The 14,755-nt window shown below is 60.0% G+C and carries 25 protein-coding genes; all 25 read right to left on the minus strand.

Features of this window, described 5'->3' with window-relative positions:
* Positions 1-108 precede the first annotated feature (108 nt).
* The 25 genes from rplO to rpsL all read right to left on the minus strand — a co-directional run bounded on the left by rplO (position 109) and on the right by rpsL (position 14,421).
* Positions 109-585 carry a 50S ribosomal protein L15 gene (gene rplO, locus ACQ7C1_RS05640; RefSeq protein ID WP_085777821.1) on the minus strand — a complete coding sequence of 159 codons (477 nt, stop codon included), beginning with the start codon at positions 583-585 and terminating at the stop codon, positions 109-111.
* Between the two features lie 16 nt (positions 586-601).
* Positions 602-811: a 50S ribosomal protein L30 gene (gene rpmD / locus ACQ7C1_RS05645; protein ID WP_011424988.1), complete on the minus strand. Its 210-nt coding sequence runs from the start codon at positions 809-811 to the stop codon at positions 602-604.
* Between the two features lie 13 nt (positions 812-824).
* Positions 825-1,394: a 30S ribosomal protein S5 gene (gene rpsE / locus ACQ7C1_RS05650; protein ID WP_003573784.1), complete on the minus strand. Its 570-nt coding sequence runs from the start codon at positions 1,392-1,394 to the stop codon at positions 825-827.
* Between the two features lie 133 nt (positions 1,395-1,527).
* On the minus strand, positions 1,528-1,890 hold the full coding sequence (gene rplR / locus ACQ7C1_RS05655; RefSeq protein ID WP_011424987.1) for a 50S ribosomal protein L18: 363 nt from the start codon (positions 1,888-1,890) through the stop codon (positions 1,528-1,530).
* A 12-nt stretch (positions 1,891-1,902) separates the two neighbouring features.
* Positions 1,903-2,436, minus strand: coding sequence for a 50S ribosomal protein L6 (rplF, locus tag ACQ7C1_RS05660; RefSeq protein WP_011424986.1), 534 nt, complete (start codon positions 2,434-2,436; stop codon positions 1,903-1,905).
* A 42-nt stretch (positions 2,437-2,478) separates the two neighbouring features.
* Positions 2,479-2,877, minus strand: coding sequence for a 30S ribosomal protein S8 (gene rpsH, locus ACQ7C1_RS05665; RefSeq protein ID WP_004674934.1), 399 nt, complete (start codon positions 2,875-2,877; stop codon positions 2,479-2,481).
* A 12-nt stretch (positions 2,878-2,889) separates the two neighbouring features.
* Positions 2,890-3,195: a 30S ribosomal protein S14 gene (gene rpsN, locus ACQ7C1_RS05670; protein ID WP_018115514.1), complete on the minus strand. Its 306-nt coding sequence runs from the start codon at positions 3,193-3,195 to the stop codon at positions 2,890-2,892.
* A gap of 32 nt (positions 3,196-3,227) precedes the next feature.
* Positions 3,228-3,785, minus strand: coding sequence for a 50S ribosomal protein L5 (gene rplE, locus ACQ7C1_RS05675; protein WP_011424985.1), 558 nt, complete (start codon positions 3,783-3,785; stop codon positions 3,228-3,230).
* Positions 3,778-4,086 carry a 50S ribosomal protein L24 gene (gene rplX / locus ACQ7C1_RS05680; protein ID WP_004674929.1) on the minus strand — a complete coding sequence of 103 codons (309 nt, stop codon included), beginning with the start codon at positions 4,084-4,086 and terminating at the stop codon, positions 3,778-3,780. The genes rplE and rplX overlap by 8 nt, the downstream gene beginning before the upstream one ends.
* Positions 4,087-4,098: 12 nt before the next feature.
* Complete coding sequence (rplN, locus tag ACQ7C1_RS05685) at positions 4,099-4,467, minus strand: 50S ribosomal protein L14 (protein ID WP_003573790.1); 369 nt, start codon at positions 4,465-4,467, stop codon at positions 4,099-4,101.
* A gap of 261 nt (positions 4,468-4,728) precedes the next feature.
* Positions 4,729-4,968, minus strand: a complete 240-nt coding sequence (gene rpsQ / locus ACQ7C1_RS05690) for a 30S ribosomal protein S17 (protein WP_004674926.1) — start codon at positions 4,966-4,968, stop codon at positions 4,729-4,731.
* Positions 4,969-4,980: 12 nt separating this feature from the next.
* Positions 4,981-5,181, minus strand: a complete 201-nt coding sequence (rpmC, locus tag ACQ7C1_RS05695; protein ID WP_008521335.1) for a 50S ribosomal protein L29 — start codon at positions 5,179-5,181, stop codon at positions 4,981-4,983.
* A 12-nt stretch (positions 5,182-5,193) separates the two neighbouring features.
* The gene (rplP, locus tag ACQ7C1_RS05700; RefSeq protein WP_003573792.1) at positions 5,194-5,607 is read right to left on the minus strand and encodes a 50S ribosomal protein L16; all 414 of its coding nucleotides are present in this window, start codon (positions 5,605-5,607) and stop codon (positions 5,194-5,196) included.
* A 38-nt stretch (positions 5,608-5,645) separates the two neighbouring features.
* Positions 5,646-6,380 carry a 30S ribosomal protein S3 gene (gene rpsC / locus ACQ7C1_RS05705; protein ID WP_003573793.1) on the minus strand — a complete coding sequence of 245 codons (735 nt, stop codon included), beginning with the start codon at positions 6,378-6,380 and terminating at the stop codon, positions 5,646-5,648.
* Complete coding sequence (gene rplV, locus ACQ7C1_RS05710; protein WP_004674922.1) at positions 6,380-6,769, minus strand: 50S ribosomal protein L22; 390 nt, start codon at positions 6,767-6,769, stop codon at positions 6,380-6,382. The genes rpsC and rplV overlap by 1 nt, the downstream gene beginning before the upstream one ends.
* Positions 6,770-6,771: 2 nt before the next feature.
* Entirely contained in the window at positions 6,772-7,050 is a 279-nt protein-coding gene (rpsS, locus tag ACQ7C1_RS05715; RefSeq protein ID WP_007531666.1) for a 30S ribosomal protein S19, read from the minus strand.
* Between the two features lie 15 nt (positions 7,051-7,065).
* On the minus strand, positions 7,066-7,902 hold the full coding sequence (rplB, locus tag ACQ7C1_RS05720; protein WP_064801905.1) for a 50S ribosomal protein L2: 837 nt from the start codon (positions 7,900-7,902) through the stop codon (positions 7,066-7,068).
* An 11-nt stretch (positions 7,903-7,913) separates the two neighbouring features.
* The gene (locus tag ACQ7C1_RS05725) at positions 7,914-8,207 is read right to left on the minus strand and encodes a 50S ribosomal protein L23 (protein WP_003547550.1); all 294 of its coding nucleotides are present in this window, start codon (positions 8,205-8,207) and stop codon (positions 7,914-7,916) included.
* Complete coding sequence (rplD, locus tag ACQ7C1_RS05730; protein ID WP_004674918.1) at positions 8,204-8,824, minus strand: 50S ribosomal protein L4; 621 nt, start codon at positions 8,822-8,824, stop codon at positions 8,204-8,206. The genes ACQ7C1_RS05725 and rplD overlap by 4 nt, the downstream gene beginning before the upstream one ends.
* A 13-nt stretch (positions 8,825-8,837) precedes the next feature.
* Positions 8,838-9,479 carry a 50S ribosomal protein L3 gene (gene rplC / locus ACQ7C1_RS05735; RefSeq protein WP_004674916.1) on the minus strand — a complete coding sequence of 214 codons (642 nt, stop codon included), beginning with the start codon at positions 9,477-9,479 and terminating at the stop codon, positions 8,838-8,840.
* Positions 9,480-9,512: 33 nt separating this feature from the next.
* Entirely contained in the window at positions 9,513-9,821 is a 309-nt protein-coding gene (gene rpsJ, locus ACQ7C1_RS05740) for a 30S ribosomal protein S10 (protein WP_003547547.1), read from the minus strand.
* A 306-nt stretch (positions 9,822-10,127) separates the two neighbouring features.
* On the minus strand, positions 10,128-11,303 hold the full coding sequence (tuf, locus tag ACQ7C1_RS05745) for an elongation factor Tu (protein WP_011424970.1): 1,176 nt from the start codon (positions 11,301-11,303) through the stop codon (positions 10,128-10,130).
* 68 nt (positions 11,304-11,371) lie between these two features.
* Complete coding sequence (gene fusA, locus ACQ7C1_RS05750; protein WP_085777820.1) at positions 11,372-13,471, minus strand: elongation factor G; 2,100 nt, start codon at positions 13,469-13,471, stop codon at positions 11,372-11,374.
* 29 nt (positions 13,472-13,500) lie between these two features.
* A complete protein-coding gene (rpsG, locus tag ACQ7C1_RS05755; protein WP_004669085.1) occupies positions 13,501-13,971 on the minus strand; it encodes a 30S ribosomal protein S7 in 471 nt (156 codons plus the stop codon).
* Positions 13,972-14,049: 78 nt separating this feature from the next.
* Complete coding sequence (gene rpsL / locus ACQ7C1_RS05760) at positions 14,050-14,421, minus strand: 30S ribosomal protein S12 (protein ID WP_003547537.1); 372 nt, start codon at positions 14,419-14,421, stop codon at positions 14,050-14,052.
* Positions 14,422-14,755 lie beyond the last annotated feature (334 nt).

Below are 14,755 nucleotides of genomic sequence, written 5' to 3' on the forward strand. Positions count from 1 at the left end.
CCAGTTTTACCGGCGTGACGCGGGCGCGCCAGCCAAGTCTTTGTGAGGCCCACATATGGGAGCAAAATCGCCCGGTGTGAAGCACCCCGGGCGATATATCATCAGATATTATTCCGCTGCAGCCGGAGCCGAAAGCAGCGTCACCGTACCGCCGGCCTTTTCGATCTTCTCGACGGCGGGCTTGGAAGCGCCCGCGACGACGATGGTGATCTTGGCCTTGAGCTCGCCGTCGGCGAGAACGCGAACGCCGTCCTTGGCGCGGCGGATAACCCCGGCAGCCTTCAGGGCAGCTGCGTCAACAGTCGCCTTGGCGTCGAGCTTGCCGGCGTCGACTGCCGCCTGAATGCGGCCGAGCGACACGACAACAAAGTCGGAAGCGAAAATGTTATTGAAGCCGCGCTTCGGCAGGCGACGATAGATCGGCATCTGGCCGCCTTCGAAGCCGTTGATGGCGACGCCGGAACGGGACTTCTGACCCTTGACACCGCGACCAGCCGTCTTGCCGGAGCCCGAACCGATACCGCGGCCGAGGCGCTTGCGGCTGTGGGTCGAGCCTTCGTTGTCCTTGATTTCATTGAGTTTCATGAGCGTTTCCTCCGTCTCACTTCTCGTCGACGATGCGAACGAGATGCTGGACAGCACGGATCATGCCGCGAACGGAAGGAGTATCCTCCAGCGTGCGGCGACGGTGCATCTTGTTCAGTCCGAGACCGATCAGCGTGCGCTGCTGAACGTCCGGACGGCGAATCGGGCTGCCGATCTGTTCGATCGTGACAGTCTTCGCTTCAGCCTTCTTGGTAGCCTTGGCCATTGGTCAGCTCCTCTTATTCTTCAGAGGCGTTGCCGGAGGCGCTACGACGAGCCTGCAGCGTTGCATACTTGATGCCGCGCTGAGCTGCGATGTCCTTCGGGTGAACCTGGTGCTTCAGAGCGTCGAAGGTGGCGCGAACCATGTTGTAGGGGTTCGACGAACCGGTCGACTTGGCGACGACGTCGTGCATGCCGAGCGTTTCGAATACGGCGCGCATCGGACCGCCGGCGATGATGCCGGTACCGACCTTGGCCGAGCGCAGCAGAACCTTGCCGGCGCCGTGGCGGCCATGGACGTCGTGATGCAGCGTGCGGCCATCACGCAGCGGTACGAAGATCAGCTCCCGCTTGGCGGCTTCGGTTGCCTTGCGGATGGCTTCCGGCACTTCGCGTGCCTTGCCGTGGCCGAAGCCGACGCGGCCCTTCTGGTCGCCGACGACGACGAGTGCTGCGAAACCAAAACGACGGCCGCCCTTGACGACCTTGGCGACGCGGTTGATCGCGACCAGCTTGTCGACGAATTCGCTATCGCGCTCTTCACGGCTCTGGCGGTCTTCCCGCTGCGGCCTTCTTTCCTGTGCCATTGTCCTCTTCCTTTTTCTTTTCCGGGTGCAATCGGCAAATGAATGTGGACCGCATTAGCCTCCCCTCTTGCCAGGGAGTGCCTGCGGTCCGGCGAAAATCCGGCCGGAGCGACAGCGCCCGGCCGGAAACTGATCAGAAGGTCAGACCGCCTTCGCGGGCCGCTTCGGCGAGAGCCTTGATGCGGCCGTGATAGATGAAGGCGCCACGGTCGAATACGACGTCCGTAACGCCGGCCTTGGAGGCGCGCTCGGCGACGAGCTTGCCTACGGCGGCGGCGGCGGCGGTATCGGCACCGGTCTTCAGAGAACCGCGCAGATCCTTGTCGAGGGTGGAGGCGGACGCAAGCGTCTTGCCGGCCACGTCATCGATGATCTGGGCATAGATGTTCTTCGAGGAGCGATGAACCGACAGGCGCGGACGGCCATTGGCCACCGACTTGATATGACGGCGCACGCGGTTGGCACGACGTGCAAGTGCTTCTTTCCTGCTAGCCATTTCGCGTGATCCTTACTTCTTCTTGCCTTCTTTGCGGACGATCCGCTCGTCGGCATACTTGACACCCTTGCCCTTGTACGGCTCGGGACCGCGATATTCGCGGATTTCGGCCGCAACTTGACCGACCTGCTGCTTGTTGATGCCGCTGACGATGATTTCAGTCGGCTTCGGAACAGCGATCGAGATGCCGACCGGCGGTTCATAGACCACGTCGTGGCTGAAACCGAGGGCCAGCTGCAGGTTCTTGCCCTGCATGGCGGCGCGGTAACCGACGCCGTTGATTTCGAGCTTGCGCTCGTAACCGTCCTTGACGCCCTTGAAGATGCCTTCGATCATCGTGCGGGACATGCCCCACTTCGAACGCGCATCCTTGGACTGGTTTACGGGCGTCACGACGACCGCGTTGTTTTCGAGCTTGAGGCTGATTTCGTCGTTAGCGACGAAGAACAGCTCGCCCTTCGGGCCCTTTGCGGTAACCTTCTGGCCTTCGACCGTAGCCGTGATCCCAGCAGGCACCTGAACGGGCTTCTTACCGATACGAGACATGTTTCAATCCTGTCTGTTCGCTATGGAGATCCCTGCCCGATCTTAGAAGACCGAGCAAAGAACCTCGCCACCAACGTTCTGTTCGCGAGCCTGGTGATCGGCCATCACGCCCTTCGGAGTCGAAAGGATGGTGATGCCGAGGCCGTTCGCGACCTGCGGAATGGACTTGACCGAGACATAAACCCGGCGGCCCGGCTTCGACACACGGCCGATCTCACGGATCACCGATGCGCCTTCATAGTACTTCAGCTCGATGTTGAGCTCCGACTTGCCATTGCCGAAATCGACAACGGAATAGCCACGGATGTAGCCTTCGGACTGCAGGACATCGAGAACACGCGCACGGAGCTTGGATGCAGGCGTCGAAACCGACGACTTGCGGCGGGAAGCGCCGTTGCGGATGCGGGTGAGCATATCGCCCAACGGATCAGTCATTGTCATCTAACCTGCTCCTTACCAGCTCGACTTGACGATGCCCGGCACCTTGCCGAGATTGCCGAGTTCACGCAGCGCGATACGCGACATGCGCAGTTTGCGGTAGTATGCGCGCGGACGGCCCGATACTTCGCAACGGTTGCGAATGCGGGTCTTCGATCCATCGCGCGGCAGGGATGCCAGCTTGATCGAGGCCTTGAACCGCTCTTCGATCGGAAGAGCCTGGTTCATGATGATCGCCTTCAACGCAGCCCGCTTTGCGGCCTGGTTGGCGACCGTATTACGGCGGCGCTTGTTCTTTTCAACTGCGCTTGTCTTCGCCATGTCAGGTTCCTTTTCTACGCTCGTCGTTACGGTTATTGACGGAACGGGAAGCTGAACTCCTTCAGGAGAGTCCGTGCTTCGTCGTCGGTCGTCGCCGTCGTGCAAACGATGATGTCCATGCCCCACATCTGATCAACCTTGTCGTAGTTGATTTCAGGGAACACAATGTGCTCCTTGATGCCCATGGCGAAGTTGCCACGGCCGTCAAAGCTCTTCGGGTTCAGGCCGCGGAAGTCGCGAACGCGCGGAAGCGCGATGTTGACCAGGCGATCCAGGAACTCGTACATGCGGGCGCCGCGCAGGGTGACCTTTGCGCCGATCGGCATGTTTTCGCGGACCTTGAAGCCTGCGATAGAGTTGCGTGCGCGGGTGATGACCGGCTTCTGACCGGCGATCGCTGCGAGGTCGGCGGCAGCAACCGTCGGCTTCTTCGAATCAGCGGTCGCTTCACCGACACCCATGTTGATCACGATCTTGTCGAGCTTCGGGATCATCATCTCGTTGGCGTAGGAGAACTTCTCCTGCATCGCCTTGCGGATGCGCTCGACATATTCCTTCTTGAGCCGCGGCTCGTATTTTGCCTCAGCCATCGATCACTTCTCCAGAACGCTTGGCCACGCGGACCTTCTTGCCGTCAACGACCTTGAAACCGACGCGGGTCGGCTTACCGTCCTTGTCGACGATTGCAATGTTCGACAGGTGAACCGGGGCTTCCTTGTTGATGATGCCGGCTTCCTGGGTCTGCGTCTGGCGCTGGTGGCGCTTCACGACGTTGACGCCACGGACGACGGCACGATCTTCCTTCGGCATGACCTGAACGACTTCGCCGGTGCGGCCCTTGTCCTTGCCAGCGAGCATGACGACCTTGTCGCCTTTACGAATCTTCTGCATCGCTTCCGCTCCTTACAGTACTTCGGGAGCCAGCGAGATGATCTTCATGTGGTTCTTGGCGCGAAGTTCGCGCGGAACCGGTCCGAAGATACGGGTACCGATCGGCTCTTTCTTGTTGTCGATGAGGACTGCTGCGTTGGTGTCGAAGCGGATGACGGAGCCATCCGGACGACGGATGTCCTTGGCGGTGCGAACGACAACCGCCTTCATCACGTCACCCTTCTTCACGCGGCCGCGCGGGATCGCTTCCTTGATCGAAACGACGATGACGTCGCCGATCGAGGCATACTTGCGCTTCGAGCCGCCCAGCACCTTGATGCACATGACACGACGTGCGCCGGAATTATCCGCGACGTCGAGGTTTGTTTGCATCTGAATCATATCAGGTCGCCTTCTTGGTTTACCGGAATGGTTGGGCCTAAGCCCCCTACCCCGGCTTATGAAAATGTTCGCCGGCCAACCCACCGTAACGGCAGGCAAAAACACGGCATAGCTGAATAGCGCGGGGTCGATCGTGCCAGGGTGGTTTCCCGAACGGGACCTTCCGTGCGCTCAAAGCAAAAGAACGCCCGGCATTCGAGCGTTCTGACGCTGCTTCATACAGATATTTCGGCGAGACGCAAGGCCTCGCGCAAAATTCTGTTACTTGCCCTGGGCGGCAATGACCGTCCAGCGCTTGTCCTTGGAGATCGGCGCGCATTCCTCGATGGATACGGTATCGCCGATCTTGTACTGGTTGTTTTCGTCGTGGGCCTTGTACTTCTTGGAACGACGAACGGTCTTCTGGAGCAGCGGGTGAGCGAAACGACGCTCAACGCGAACCACTACCGTCTTCTCGTTCTTGTCGCCAACGACGACGCCCTGCAGGATGCGCTTCGGCATGTTTTTCTTCCTTTAGGCCTTAACTTCTGCCGCCTTCTGGCGGGCAATGGTTTTGACGCGGGCGATGTCCTTGCGGACTTCGTTGATGCGCGAGGACTTTTCGAGCTGGCCGGTCGCCTTCTGGAAGCGCAGGTTGAACTGCTCCTTCTTCAGCTTGGCAAGCTCGTCCTTGAGTTGGTCGGCGCTGAGCGCGCGAACGTCTGAGGCTTTCATGAGCTCAATCCCTTACTCTGCAATGCGCTGTACGAAGCGCGTCTTGACCGAGAGCTTGGCAGAGCCGAGGCGAAGCGCCTCGCGGGCGATCTCTTCGCTGACGCCGTCGATCTCGAACATCATACGACCGGGCTTGACCTTGCATGCCCAGTACTCAACGGAGCCCTTACCTTTACCCATGCGGACTTCGGTCGGCTTTGCGGTTACCGGAACGTCCGGGAACACGCGGATCCATACGCGGCCGGCGCGCTTCATGTAACGCGTGATCGCGCGGCGGGCCGCTTCGATCTCGCGTGCGTTGACGCGGTTGGGCTCCTGAGCCTTCAGGCCGAATTCGCCGAATGCCAGGTCAGAACCGCCCTTGGCAACGCCCTTGATGCGGCCCTTGAACTGCTTGCGGTACTTAGTACGCTTTGGCTGCAACATTTTCTTACTTCTCCGAGCTTATCTTTCGCCAGCGCTAATTACGCGTTGTCGCGTTCGCGGCGACGATCGCCACGGTCGCGTTCGCGGCTTGCCGGACCCTGTGCGTCGCCTTCCAGCGCGCGACGTTCGGAAGCCATCGGATCGTGCTCAAGGATTTCGCCCTTGAAGATCCAGACCTTGATGCCGCAGATACCGAATGCGGTTTCGGCTTCTGCCGTGCCGTAATCGATGTCGGCGCGCAGCGTGTGCAGCGGCACACGACCTTCACGGTACCATTCAGTACGGGCGATTTCAGCACCGCCGAGACGACCGGCGCAGGTGATCTTGATGCCTTCGGCTCCAAGACGCATTGCCGACTGAACGGCGCGCTTCATGGCGCGGCGGAAAGCCACGCGGCGCTCGAGCTGCTGGGCGATCGACTGAGCGACCAGCGTCGCGTCGACTTCGGGCTTGCGCACTTCGACGATGTTGAGGTGCGTTTCCGAATTGGTCATGTCCGACAGCTTCTTGCGGAGCTTGTCGATGTCGGCGCCCTTACGGCCGATGATCAGGCCCGGACGAGCCGAGTGGATCGTGACGCGGCACTTCTTGTGCGGACGCTCGATGACCACTTTGGAGATGCCTGCCTGCTTCAGTTCGCTCATGACGAACTTGCGCATCTTCAGGTCTTCGTGCAGCAGCTGGCCATACTCGGCATTGTCCGCGAACCAGCGGCTATCCCAAGTACGGTTGATGCCGAGACGGAAACCGATCGGATTGATTTTCTGACCCATTATGCGGCCTCCTCTGCTGCCTGCACTTCACGAACGACGATCGTCAGGTGCGCGAAGGGCTTTTCGATGCGCGACGCGCGACCGCGGCCACGAGCGTGGAAACGCTTCATGACGATCGACTTGCCGACGTAGGCTTCGGCGACGACGAGCGCGTCGACGTCAAGATCGTGGTTGTTCTCGGCGTTGGCGATCGCGGATTCGAGCGTCTTCTTGACGGCGCCCGCGATGCGCTTGCGGGAGAACTCCAGCTCAGCGAGTGCACGCTCTACCTTCTTGCCGCGGATGGCCGCAGCAACCAGGTTGAGCTTCTGGGGGCTGACACGGAGCGTGCGGGCGACTGCTTGCGCCTCGTTGTCCTTCAGCCGGCGTTCGGCTTTTGCCTTGCCCATTGTTACTTCCTCTTCGCCTTCTTGTCCGCGCCGTGACCGTAGTAGGTGCGGGTCGGAGAGAATTCACCGAATTTGTGACCGACCATGTCTTCATTGACACTGACCGGGACATGTTTGCTGCCGTTGTAGACGCCGAAGGTAAGTCCGACGAACTGCGGCAGGATCGTGGAGCGACGGCTCCAGATCTTGATCACTTCTGCACGTCCGCCTTCACGAACCTTCTCAGCCTTCTTGAGAAGATAGCCGTCAACGAACGGACCTTTCCATACTGAACGAGCCATTGGAGACTTCCTCTCTTACTTCTTACGCTGATGACGCGAGCGCATGATCATCTTGTCGGTCGACTTGTTCGACCGGGTGCGCTTGCCCTTGGTCGGCTTGCCCCACGGTGTCACCGGATGGCGACCACCGGAGGTGCGGCCTTCACCACCGCCGTGCGGATGGTCGACCGGGTTCATGACAACACCGCGGTTATGGGGACGCTTGCCGCGCCAGACGGTACGACCGGCCTTGCCGTCGTTGATGTTGGCGTGGTCGGGGTTCGAGACGGCGCCGATCGAAGCAAGGCAGATGCCGCTTACGAGGCGCTGCTCACCGGAGTTCAGGCGAAGGATCGCCATACCCTGGTCACGACCGACGAGCTGCGCGTAGGAACCGGCGGAACGGGCGATCTGACCGCCCTTGCCCGGCTTCATTTCCACATTGTGGATGATGGAGCCGACCGGGATGTACTGCAGCGGCATGGTGTTGCCGGGCTTGACGTCGACAGCCTTCTCCGAAGCGATGACCTTGTCGCCGGCAGCGAGACGCTGCGGAGCGATGATGTAGGCCTGCTCGCCATCAGAATAGGTCACCAGCGCGATGAAAGCCGTGCGGTTCGGATCGTATTCGATACGTTCGACCGTGCCTTCGACATCGAACTTGCGACGCTTGAAGTCGACCAGTCGGTAGCTGCGCTTATGACCGCCACCGATGAAGCGAGCCGTGATGCGGCCGAGGTTGTTACGACCACCGCTCTTGGTCAGACCTTCCGTCAGCGCCTTGACCGGCTTGCCCTTGTAGAGCGAGGAGCGGTCCACGATGACCAGCTGACGCTGGCTCGGGGTCGTCGGATTGAATGTTTTCAATGCCATTTTCTTATTCCTCAGAGACCGGTGGAGACGTCGATCGTCTGGCCTTCAGCCAGCGTCACGACAGCCTTCTTCACGTCCTTCTGCTTGCCGACGAAACCGCGGAACCGCTTGGTCTTGCCCTTACGCAGCAGAGTGTTGACGGCCGTAACCTTGACGCCGAACAGCGCCTCGACAGCAGCCTTGATTTCCGGCTTTGTCGCCTGCTTGGCGACATTGAAAACAACCTGGTTGTTTTCAGATACCAGCGTGGACTTTTCGGTGATCGCCGGAGAGACGATCACATCGTAGTGGCGAAGATCGGTCACTTGAATCGCTCCTCTAGCGCTTCAACCGCAGCCTTGGAAAGCACGAGCTTGCCGCGGCGCACGATGTCGTAAACATTGATGCCCTGGATCGGCAGAACATCGATGTTCGGGATGTTCTGCGCTGCAAGCTTGAAGTTGCCGTCAAGCTCTGCACCGCCGATGAAGAGGGCGTTGGTCAGGCCGAGCGTCTCGAAAGCAGACGCGAGAGCCTTGGTCTTGGCTTCAGCTGCGACCAGGTTGTCGATGACGATGACGTCATCGGCCTTAATCTTGGCCGAAAGGGCATGGCGAAGGCCGAGTGCGCGAACCTTCTTCGGAAGGTCGTGCTCGTGGCTGCGAACGACCGGGCCATGGGCCTTGCCGCCGCCGCGGAACTGCGGAGCGCGAGCCGAATGGTGACGGGCGCGGCCCGTACCCTTCTGCTTGTACATCTTGGCGCCGGTGCGCGAAACTTCAGCGCGGCCCTTTGCCTTGTGCGTGCCCTGCTGCTTCTTGGCAAGCTGCCAGCGGATAACGCGGGCGAGAATGTCTTCGCGGGGCTCGAGGCCGAAAATCTCGTCCGAAAGGGAGACCTTCCCGGCGTCTTTTCCCTCGAGGGTCTTGACGTTCAATTCCATTGATCTGGCTCCCTTACTTCGCGGCCGACTTGACGGCGTCGCGCACGATGATCCAGGCACCCTTGGAACCGGGAACAGCACCCTTGATCAGGATCAGACCGCGATCTTCGTCGGTCGAAACCACTTCCAGGTTCTGCGTCGTGACGCGCGTCTGGCCCATGTGACCAGCCATCTTCTTGTTCTTGAAAACCTTGCCCGGATCCTGGCGCGAGCCGGTCGAACCGTGCGAACGGTGCGAAACCGACACACCGTGCGTGGCGCGCAGACCGCCGAAACCGTGGCGCTTCATGGCGCCGGCAAAACCCTTACCGATGGTCGTACCCGTCACATCGACGAGCTGACCGGCGGCAAAGTGACCCGCCTTGAGCTCCGTGCCGATCTCCAGCAGATTGTCTTCCGACACGCGGAATTCTGCGAGCTTGGCCTTCGGCTCGACGTTGGCAACGGCAAAGTTGCCGCGCATCGCCTTCGACGTGTTCTTTACCTTCGCCTGGCCGGCACCGAGCTGAACTGCGGTATAGCCATTCTTTTCGACAGTGCGCGTGGCAACGACCTGGCAGCCGTCCATACGCAGTACCGTTACCGGGACATGCTCGCCGGCGTCGTTGTAGACGCGGGTCATTCCCACCTTCTGTGCAATCACACCTGAACGCATCGGTTCAATCCTTCCAACTCAGCTCGAGCAAGCTCAGAGCTTGATCTCAACATCGACACCGGCGGCGAGATCGAGCTTCATCAGCGCGTCTACCGTCTGCGGGGTCGGGTCTACGATGTCGAGCAGGCGCTTATGCGTGCGCATCTCGAACTGTTCGCGGCTCTTCTTGTCGATGTGCGGGGACCGGTTGACCGTAAACTTCTCGATGCGGGTCGGAAGCGGAACGGGGCCCCGGACGCTTGCACCGGTGCGCTTCGCCGTCGACACGATCTCGCGCGTGGAAGCATCGAGAATCCGGTGATCGAACGCCTTCAGGCGAATGCGGATATTTTGGCCGTTCATTCGACGTTATCCTTGTGTTTGTTTTCCACATGTCTCTCAACAAGACACGGGTTGTTCTTTCTTCCTAAGGCGGACCACCGGTTTCAAAGATCGAGAGGGCGCCGATGCCGGCGTCCCTATCCAGTCTTCAGGGCCTTCTAGCCCACCTTATTTGCTTGTTCAGTCACCGCTTCGTCGTCCAAAGCGGCACGCAAATCGCGCTCGCGCGCCATTTGCTACATTTCTGCGTAATAAGCAAGCGGCTTACGCCGCCTGCATCATAATATTGTCATCGAATCGGCCACCCCACCGGAGTGGCCGAATGAATTACTCGACGATCGAAGCGACGATACCGGCGCCGACGGTGCGGCCGCCTTCGCGGATAGCGAAGCGCAGCTTTTCTTCCATCGCGATCGGAACGATCAGCTCGACGTCAACCGTGACGTTGTCGCCCGGCATGACCATTTCCGTGCCTTCCGGCAGCGTGACGATGCCGGTCACGTCGGTCGTGCGGAAGTAGAACTGCGGACGGTAGTTGGTGAAGAACGGCGTATGACGGCCGCCCTCTTCCTTCGTCAGGATGTAGGCTTCTGCCTTGAACTTCTTGTGCGGCTTGACCGAGCCCGGCTTGCACAGGATCTGACCACGCTCGACGCCGTCACGGTTCACACCGCGGATCAGCGCGCCGATGTTGTCGCCGGCCTGGCCCTGGTCGAGCAGCTTGCGGAACATTTCAACGCCGGTCACCGTCGTCTTCGAGGTCGGACGGATGCCGACGATCTCGACTTCTTCACCAACCTTGATGATGCCACGCTCGACGCGGCCGGTCACGACCGTACCACGGCCCGAGATCGAGAACACGTCTTCGATCGGCATCAGGAACGGCTGGTCAACCGGACGCTCCGGCGTCGGGATGTAGGAGTCAACCGCTGCCATCAGCTCGCGGATCGCGTCTTCGCCGATCTTCTTGTCGGAATCTTCAAGAGCAGCAAGCGCCGAACCCTTGACAACCGGAATGTCGTCGCCCGGGAAGTCGTAGGACGACAGAAGTTCGCGAACTTCGAGCTCGACCAGCTCGAGAAGCTCGGCGTCGTCAACCTGGTCGACCTTGTTCAGGAACACAACGATCGCCGGAACGCCGACCTGGCGGGCGAGCAGGATGTGTTCGCGCGTCTGCGGCATCGGGCCGTCAGCAGCCGAGCAAACCAGGATCGCGCCGTCCATCTGCGCCGCACCGGTGATCATGTTCTTCACGTAGTCGGCATGGCCGGGGCAGTCGACGTGCGCGTAGTGGCGGGCCGGCGTCTCATACTCGACGTGCGCCGTCGAGATCGTGATGCCGCGCGCCTTCTCTTCCGGAGCCGCGTCGATCTGGTCGTACGCCTTGAACTCACCGAAGTACTTCGTGATCGCTGCCGTCAGAGACGTCTTGCCGTGGTCAACGTGGCCGATCGTGCCGATGTTGACGTGCGGCTTGTTGCGCTCAAACTTACTCTTTGCCATTTTCGGCTCTCCGTTTTGCTAGTCCCCGAGGGGAGCTAATTCTTGTTATCGGTCAATTGGTATTCCGGTCACTTCTGACCGGAATACTTTGCCTGGATTTCGGTTGCGACGTTCGACGGGACCGGCGCGTAGTGATCGAAGGTCATCGTGTACTGAGCACGGCCCTGCGACATGGAGCGCAGGTTGTCGACGTACTTGAACATGTTGGCCAGCGGAACGTTGGCGCTGATGACAACCGCAATACCACGGCTTTCCTGACCCTGGATCTGGCCACGGCGGGAGTTGAGGTCGCCGATAACATCACCGACATAATCTTCCGGGGTGACGACCTCGACCTTCATCATCGGCTCGAGGAGCTGAGCGCCGGCCTTCTTGGCTGCTTCACGGAAGCAAGCGCGAGCAGCGATTTCGAACGCCAGGACCGAGGAGTCGACGTCGTGGAAGGCGCCGTCGATAAGCGTCGCCTTGACGCCCAGCATCGGGAAGCCAGCCAGCGGACCGGAAGACAGAACGCTTTCGATGCCCTTCTGAACGCCCGGGATGTATTCCTTCGGAACGGCACCGCCGACGATCTTGGATTCGAACTTGAAGTCTTCGCCTTCCGGGTTCGGTTCGAAGATGATCTTGACGCGTGCGAACTGGCCGGTACCACCGGTCTGTTTCTTGTGCGTGTAGTCTTCTTCGGTCTGGCGCGTGATGGTTTCGCGGTAAGCAACCTGCGGCGCACCGACGTTTGCTTCGACCTTGAACTCGCGGCGCATGCGGTCGACGATGATGTCGAGATGCAATTCGCCCATGCCGGCGATGATCGTCTGGCCGGATTCCTGGTCCGTCTTTACGCGGAAGGACGGGTCTTCAGCTGCCAGGCGGTTGAGCGCGAGGCCCATCTTTTCCTGGTCGCCCTTGGACTTCGGCTCGATGGCGATCTGGATGACCGGCTCGGGGAATTCCATGCGCTCGAGGATAACCGGCTTCAGCGGATCGCAGAGCGTATCGCCAGTGGTGGTTTCCTTGAGGCCGGCGAGAGCAACGATGTCGCCTGCGAAGGCTTCTTCGATGTCTTCACGCGAGTTGGAGTGCATCTGCAGCATGCGGCCGACGCGCTCGCGCTTGTCCTTGACCGTGTTCAGAACCGAAGAGCCCTTTTCGAGCTTGCCGGAATAGATGCGTGCGAAGGTGAGCGAACCGACGAAGGGGTCGTTCATGATCTTGAATGCCAGCATCGAAAGCGGCTCGGCGTCGTCTGCGTGACGCTCGATATCAGCTTCGGTCTTGAAGTCGATGCCCTTGATCGCCGGGATGTCGAGCGGCGACGGCAGGTAGTCGACGACGGCGTCGAGCAGCGGCTGAACGCCCTTGTTCTTGAAGGCGGTGCCGCAGAACATCGGATGGAACTTGACGTCGATGGTGCCGCGGCGAACGAGTTCGCGGATCTTGTCGTTGTCGGGCATGTTGCCTTCAAGGTAGGCTTCCATCGCAGCTTCGTCGATCTCGACAACCGTCTCGATCAGCTTTTCGCGATATTCTTCAGCCTTGGCCTTCAGGTCATCCGGGATTTCGACGACGTCCCACTGGGCGCCGAGCGATTCGTCGCGCCAGATCAGGGCGTTCATCTCGACCAGGTCGACAACGCCCTTGAAGTCGCTTTCAGCGCCGATCGGCAGCTGCATGACGACGGCGGTGGCGCCGAGGCGGGTTTTGATCATCTCAACCGAGCGGTAGAAGTCAGCGCCGGTCTTGTCCATCTTGTTGCAGAAGATCATCCGCGGAACATGATACTTCTCAGCCTGGCGCCAGACGGTTTCCGTCTGCGGCTCAACGCCGGCGTTGGCGTCGAGCAGCGCGATAGCACCGTCGAGAACGCGCAGCGAACGCTCGACTTCGATGGTGAAGTCGACGTGGCCGGGAGTGTCGATGATGTTGAAGCGGCGCATCTTGCCGTCACGGCCCTTCCAGAAGGTCGTGGTGGCGGCAGAGGTGATCGTGATGCCACGCTCCTGCTCCTGCTCCATCCAGTCCATGGTGGCTGCGCCGTCGTGGACTTCGCCGATCTTGTGCGACTTGCCGGTGTAGTAAAGGATACGCTCGGTAGTCGTGGTCTTGCCGGCGTCGATATGCGCCATGATACCGAAATTGCGGTAGTCTTCGATCTTATATTCGCGAGCCATTGTGGACTGCCTTTCGATACCGTTCGGAATTACCAGCGATAGTGCGAGAACGCGCGGTTGGCGTCAGCCATCTTGTGCGTGTCTTCGCGCTTCTTGACGGCGGAGCCGCGGTTGTTGGACGCATCGAGCAGTTCGCCGGACAGACGGTCGATCATGGTGGTTTCGTTGCGCTTGCGGGCAGCGGCAATCAGCCAGCGAATGGCGAGAGCCTGGCGGCGCTCCGGACGGACGTCGACCGGAACCTGGTAGGTCGCACCACCGACGCGGCGCGAGCGGACTTCAACGTGCGGGGCAATGTTGTCGAGCGCAGAATGAAAAACCGAAAGCGGCTCCTGCTTGGACTTGCCCTGGACGGCGTCGAACGCACCGTAGACGATGTTTTCAGCAACGGACTTCTTACCATCGAGCATGATGGCATTCATGAACTTGGTCACGACGAGGTCACCGAACTTCGGATCCGGATTGATCTCGCGCTTTTCTGCTTTATGACGTCTGGACATACTTTTCGTCTCTTCAACCGTTAAGGCGCTTTATCACGCGGAGGACCTCGCGCAGCGCCGGATTATTCAAAATCCGAATTACTTCGGACGCTTCGCACCGTACTTGGAGCGACGCTGCTTGCGGTTCTTGACACCCTGGGTATCGAGAACGCCGCGGATGATGTGATAACGGACACCCGGAAGGTCCTTTACGCGGCCGCCACGGATCATGACGACGGAGTGTTCCTGAAGGTTGTGACCTTCGCCGGGGATGTAACCAATGACTTCGAAGCCGTTGGTCAGGCGGATCTTTGCGACCTTACGCAGAGCCGAGTTCGGCTTCTTCGGCGTGGTCGTGTAGACGCGCGTGCAAACGCCGCGCTTCTGCGGGTTCTCCTGGAGAGCGGGAACCTTATTACGCTTTACGTTCGCCTGGCGAGGCTTGCGGATCAGCTGGTTTACGGTAGGCATTCAACCATCCCTTACGTTTATCTCAGTACCCTTGCGGGCTTGAACTCACGCCGTCTCCGGCAATGACGCATGCTTTCCGTCAATGCGCAAAATATGGCCCGATCCGCTTCCGCAGATGGACCACAAGGAGCAGAGGACGCATAAAAACCTGCGTCATGCGTGCAGCATCATGACTTCAACGTGCGTTTAGAACCTTGTTTGAGGTGAATTTCAGGGCGCGTCGCCCCGAACAGCCAAGCCTCACATGGGATCCGATGGGCGGGGTACTACTGGTTTCCACCCGTTCCGTCAAGGCCAGTTAAGAAATAAACTTGGCCGCATCACCTTGATATGC

Origin of the sequence: Rhizobium sp. Nf11,1 (genome assembly GCF_050587665.1) — a bacterium.
Lineage (GTDB): Bacteria > Pseudomonadota > Alphaproteobacteria > Rhizobiales > Rhizobiaceae > Rhizobium.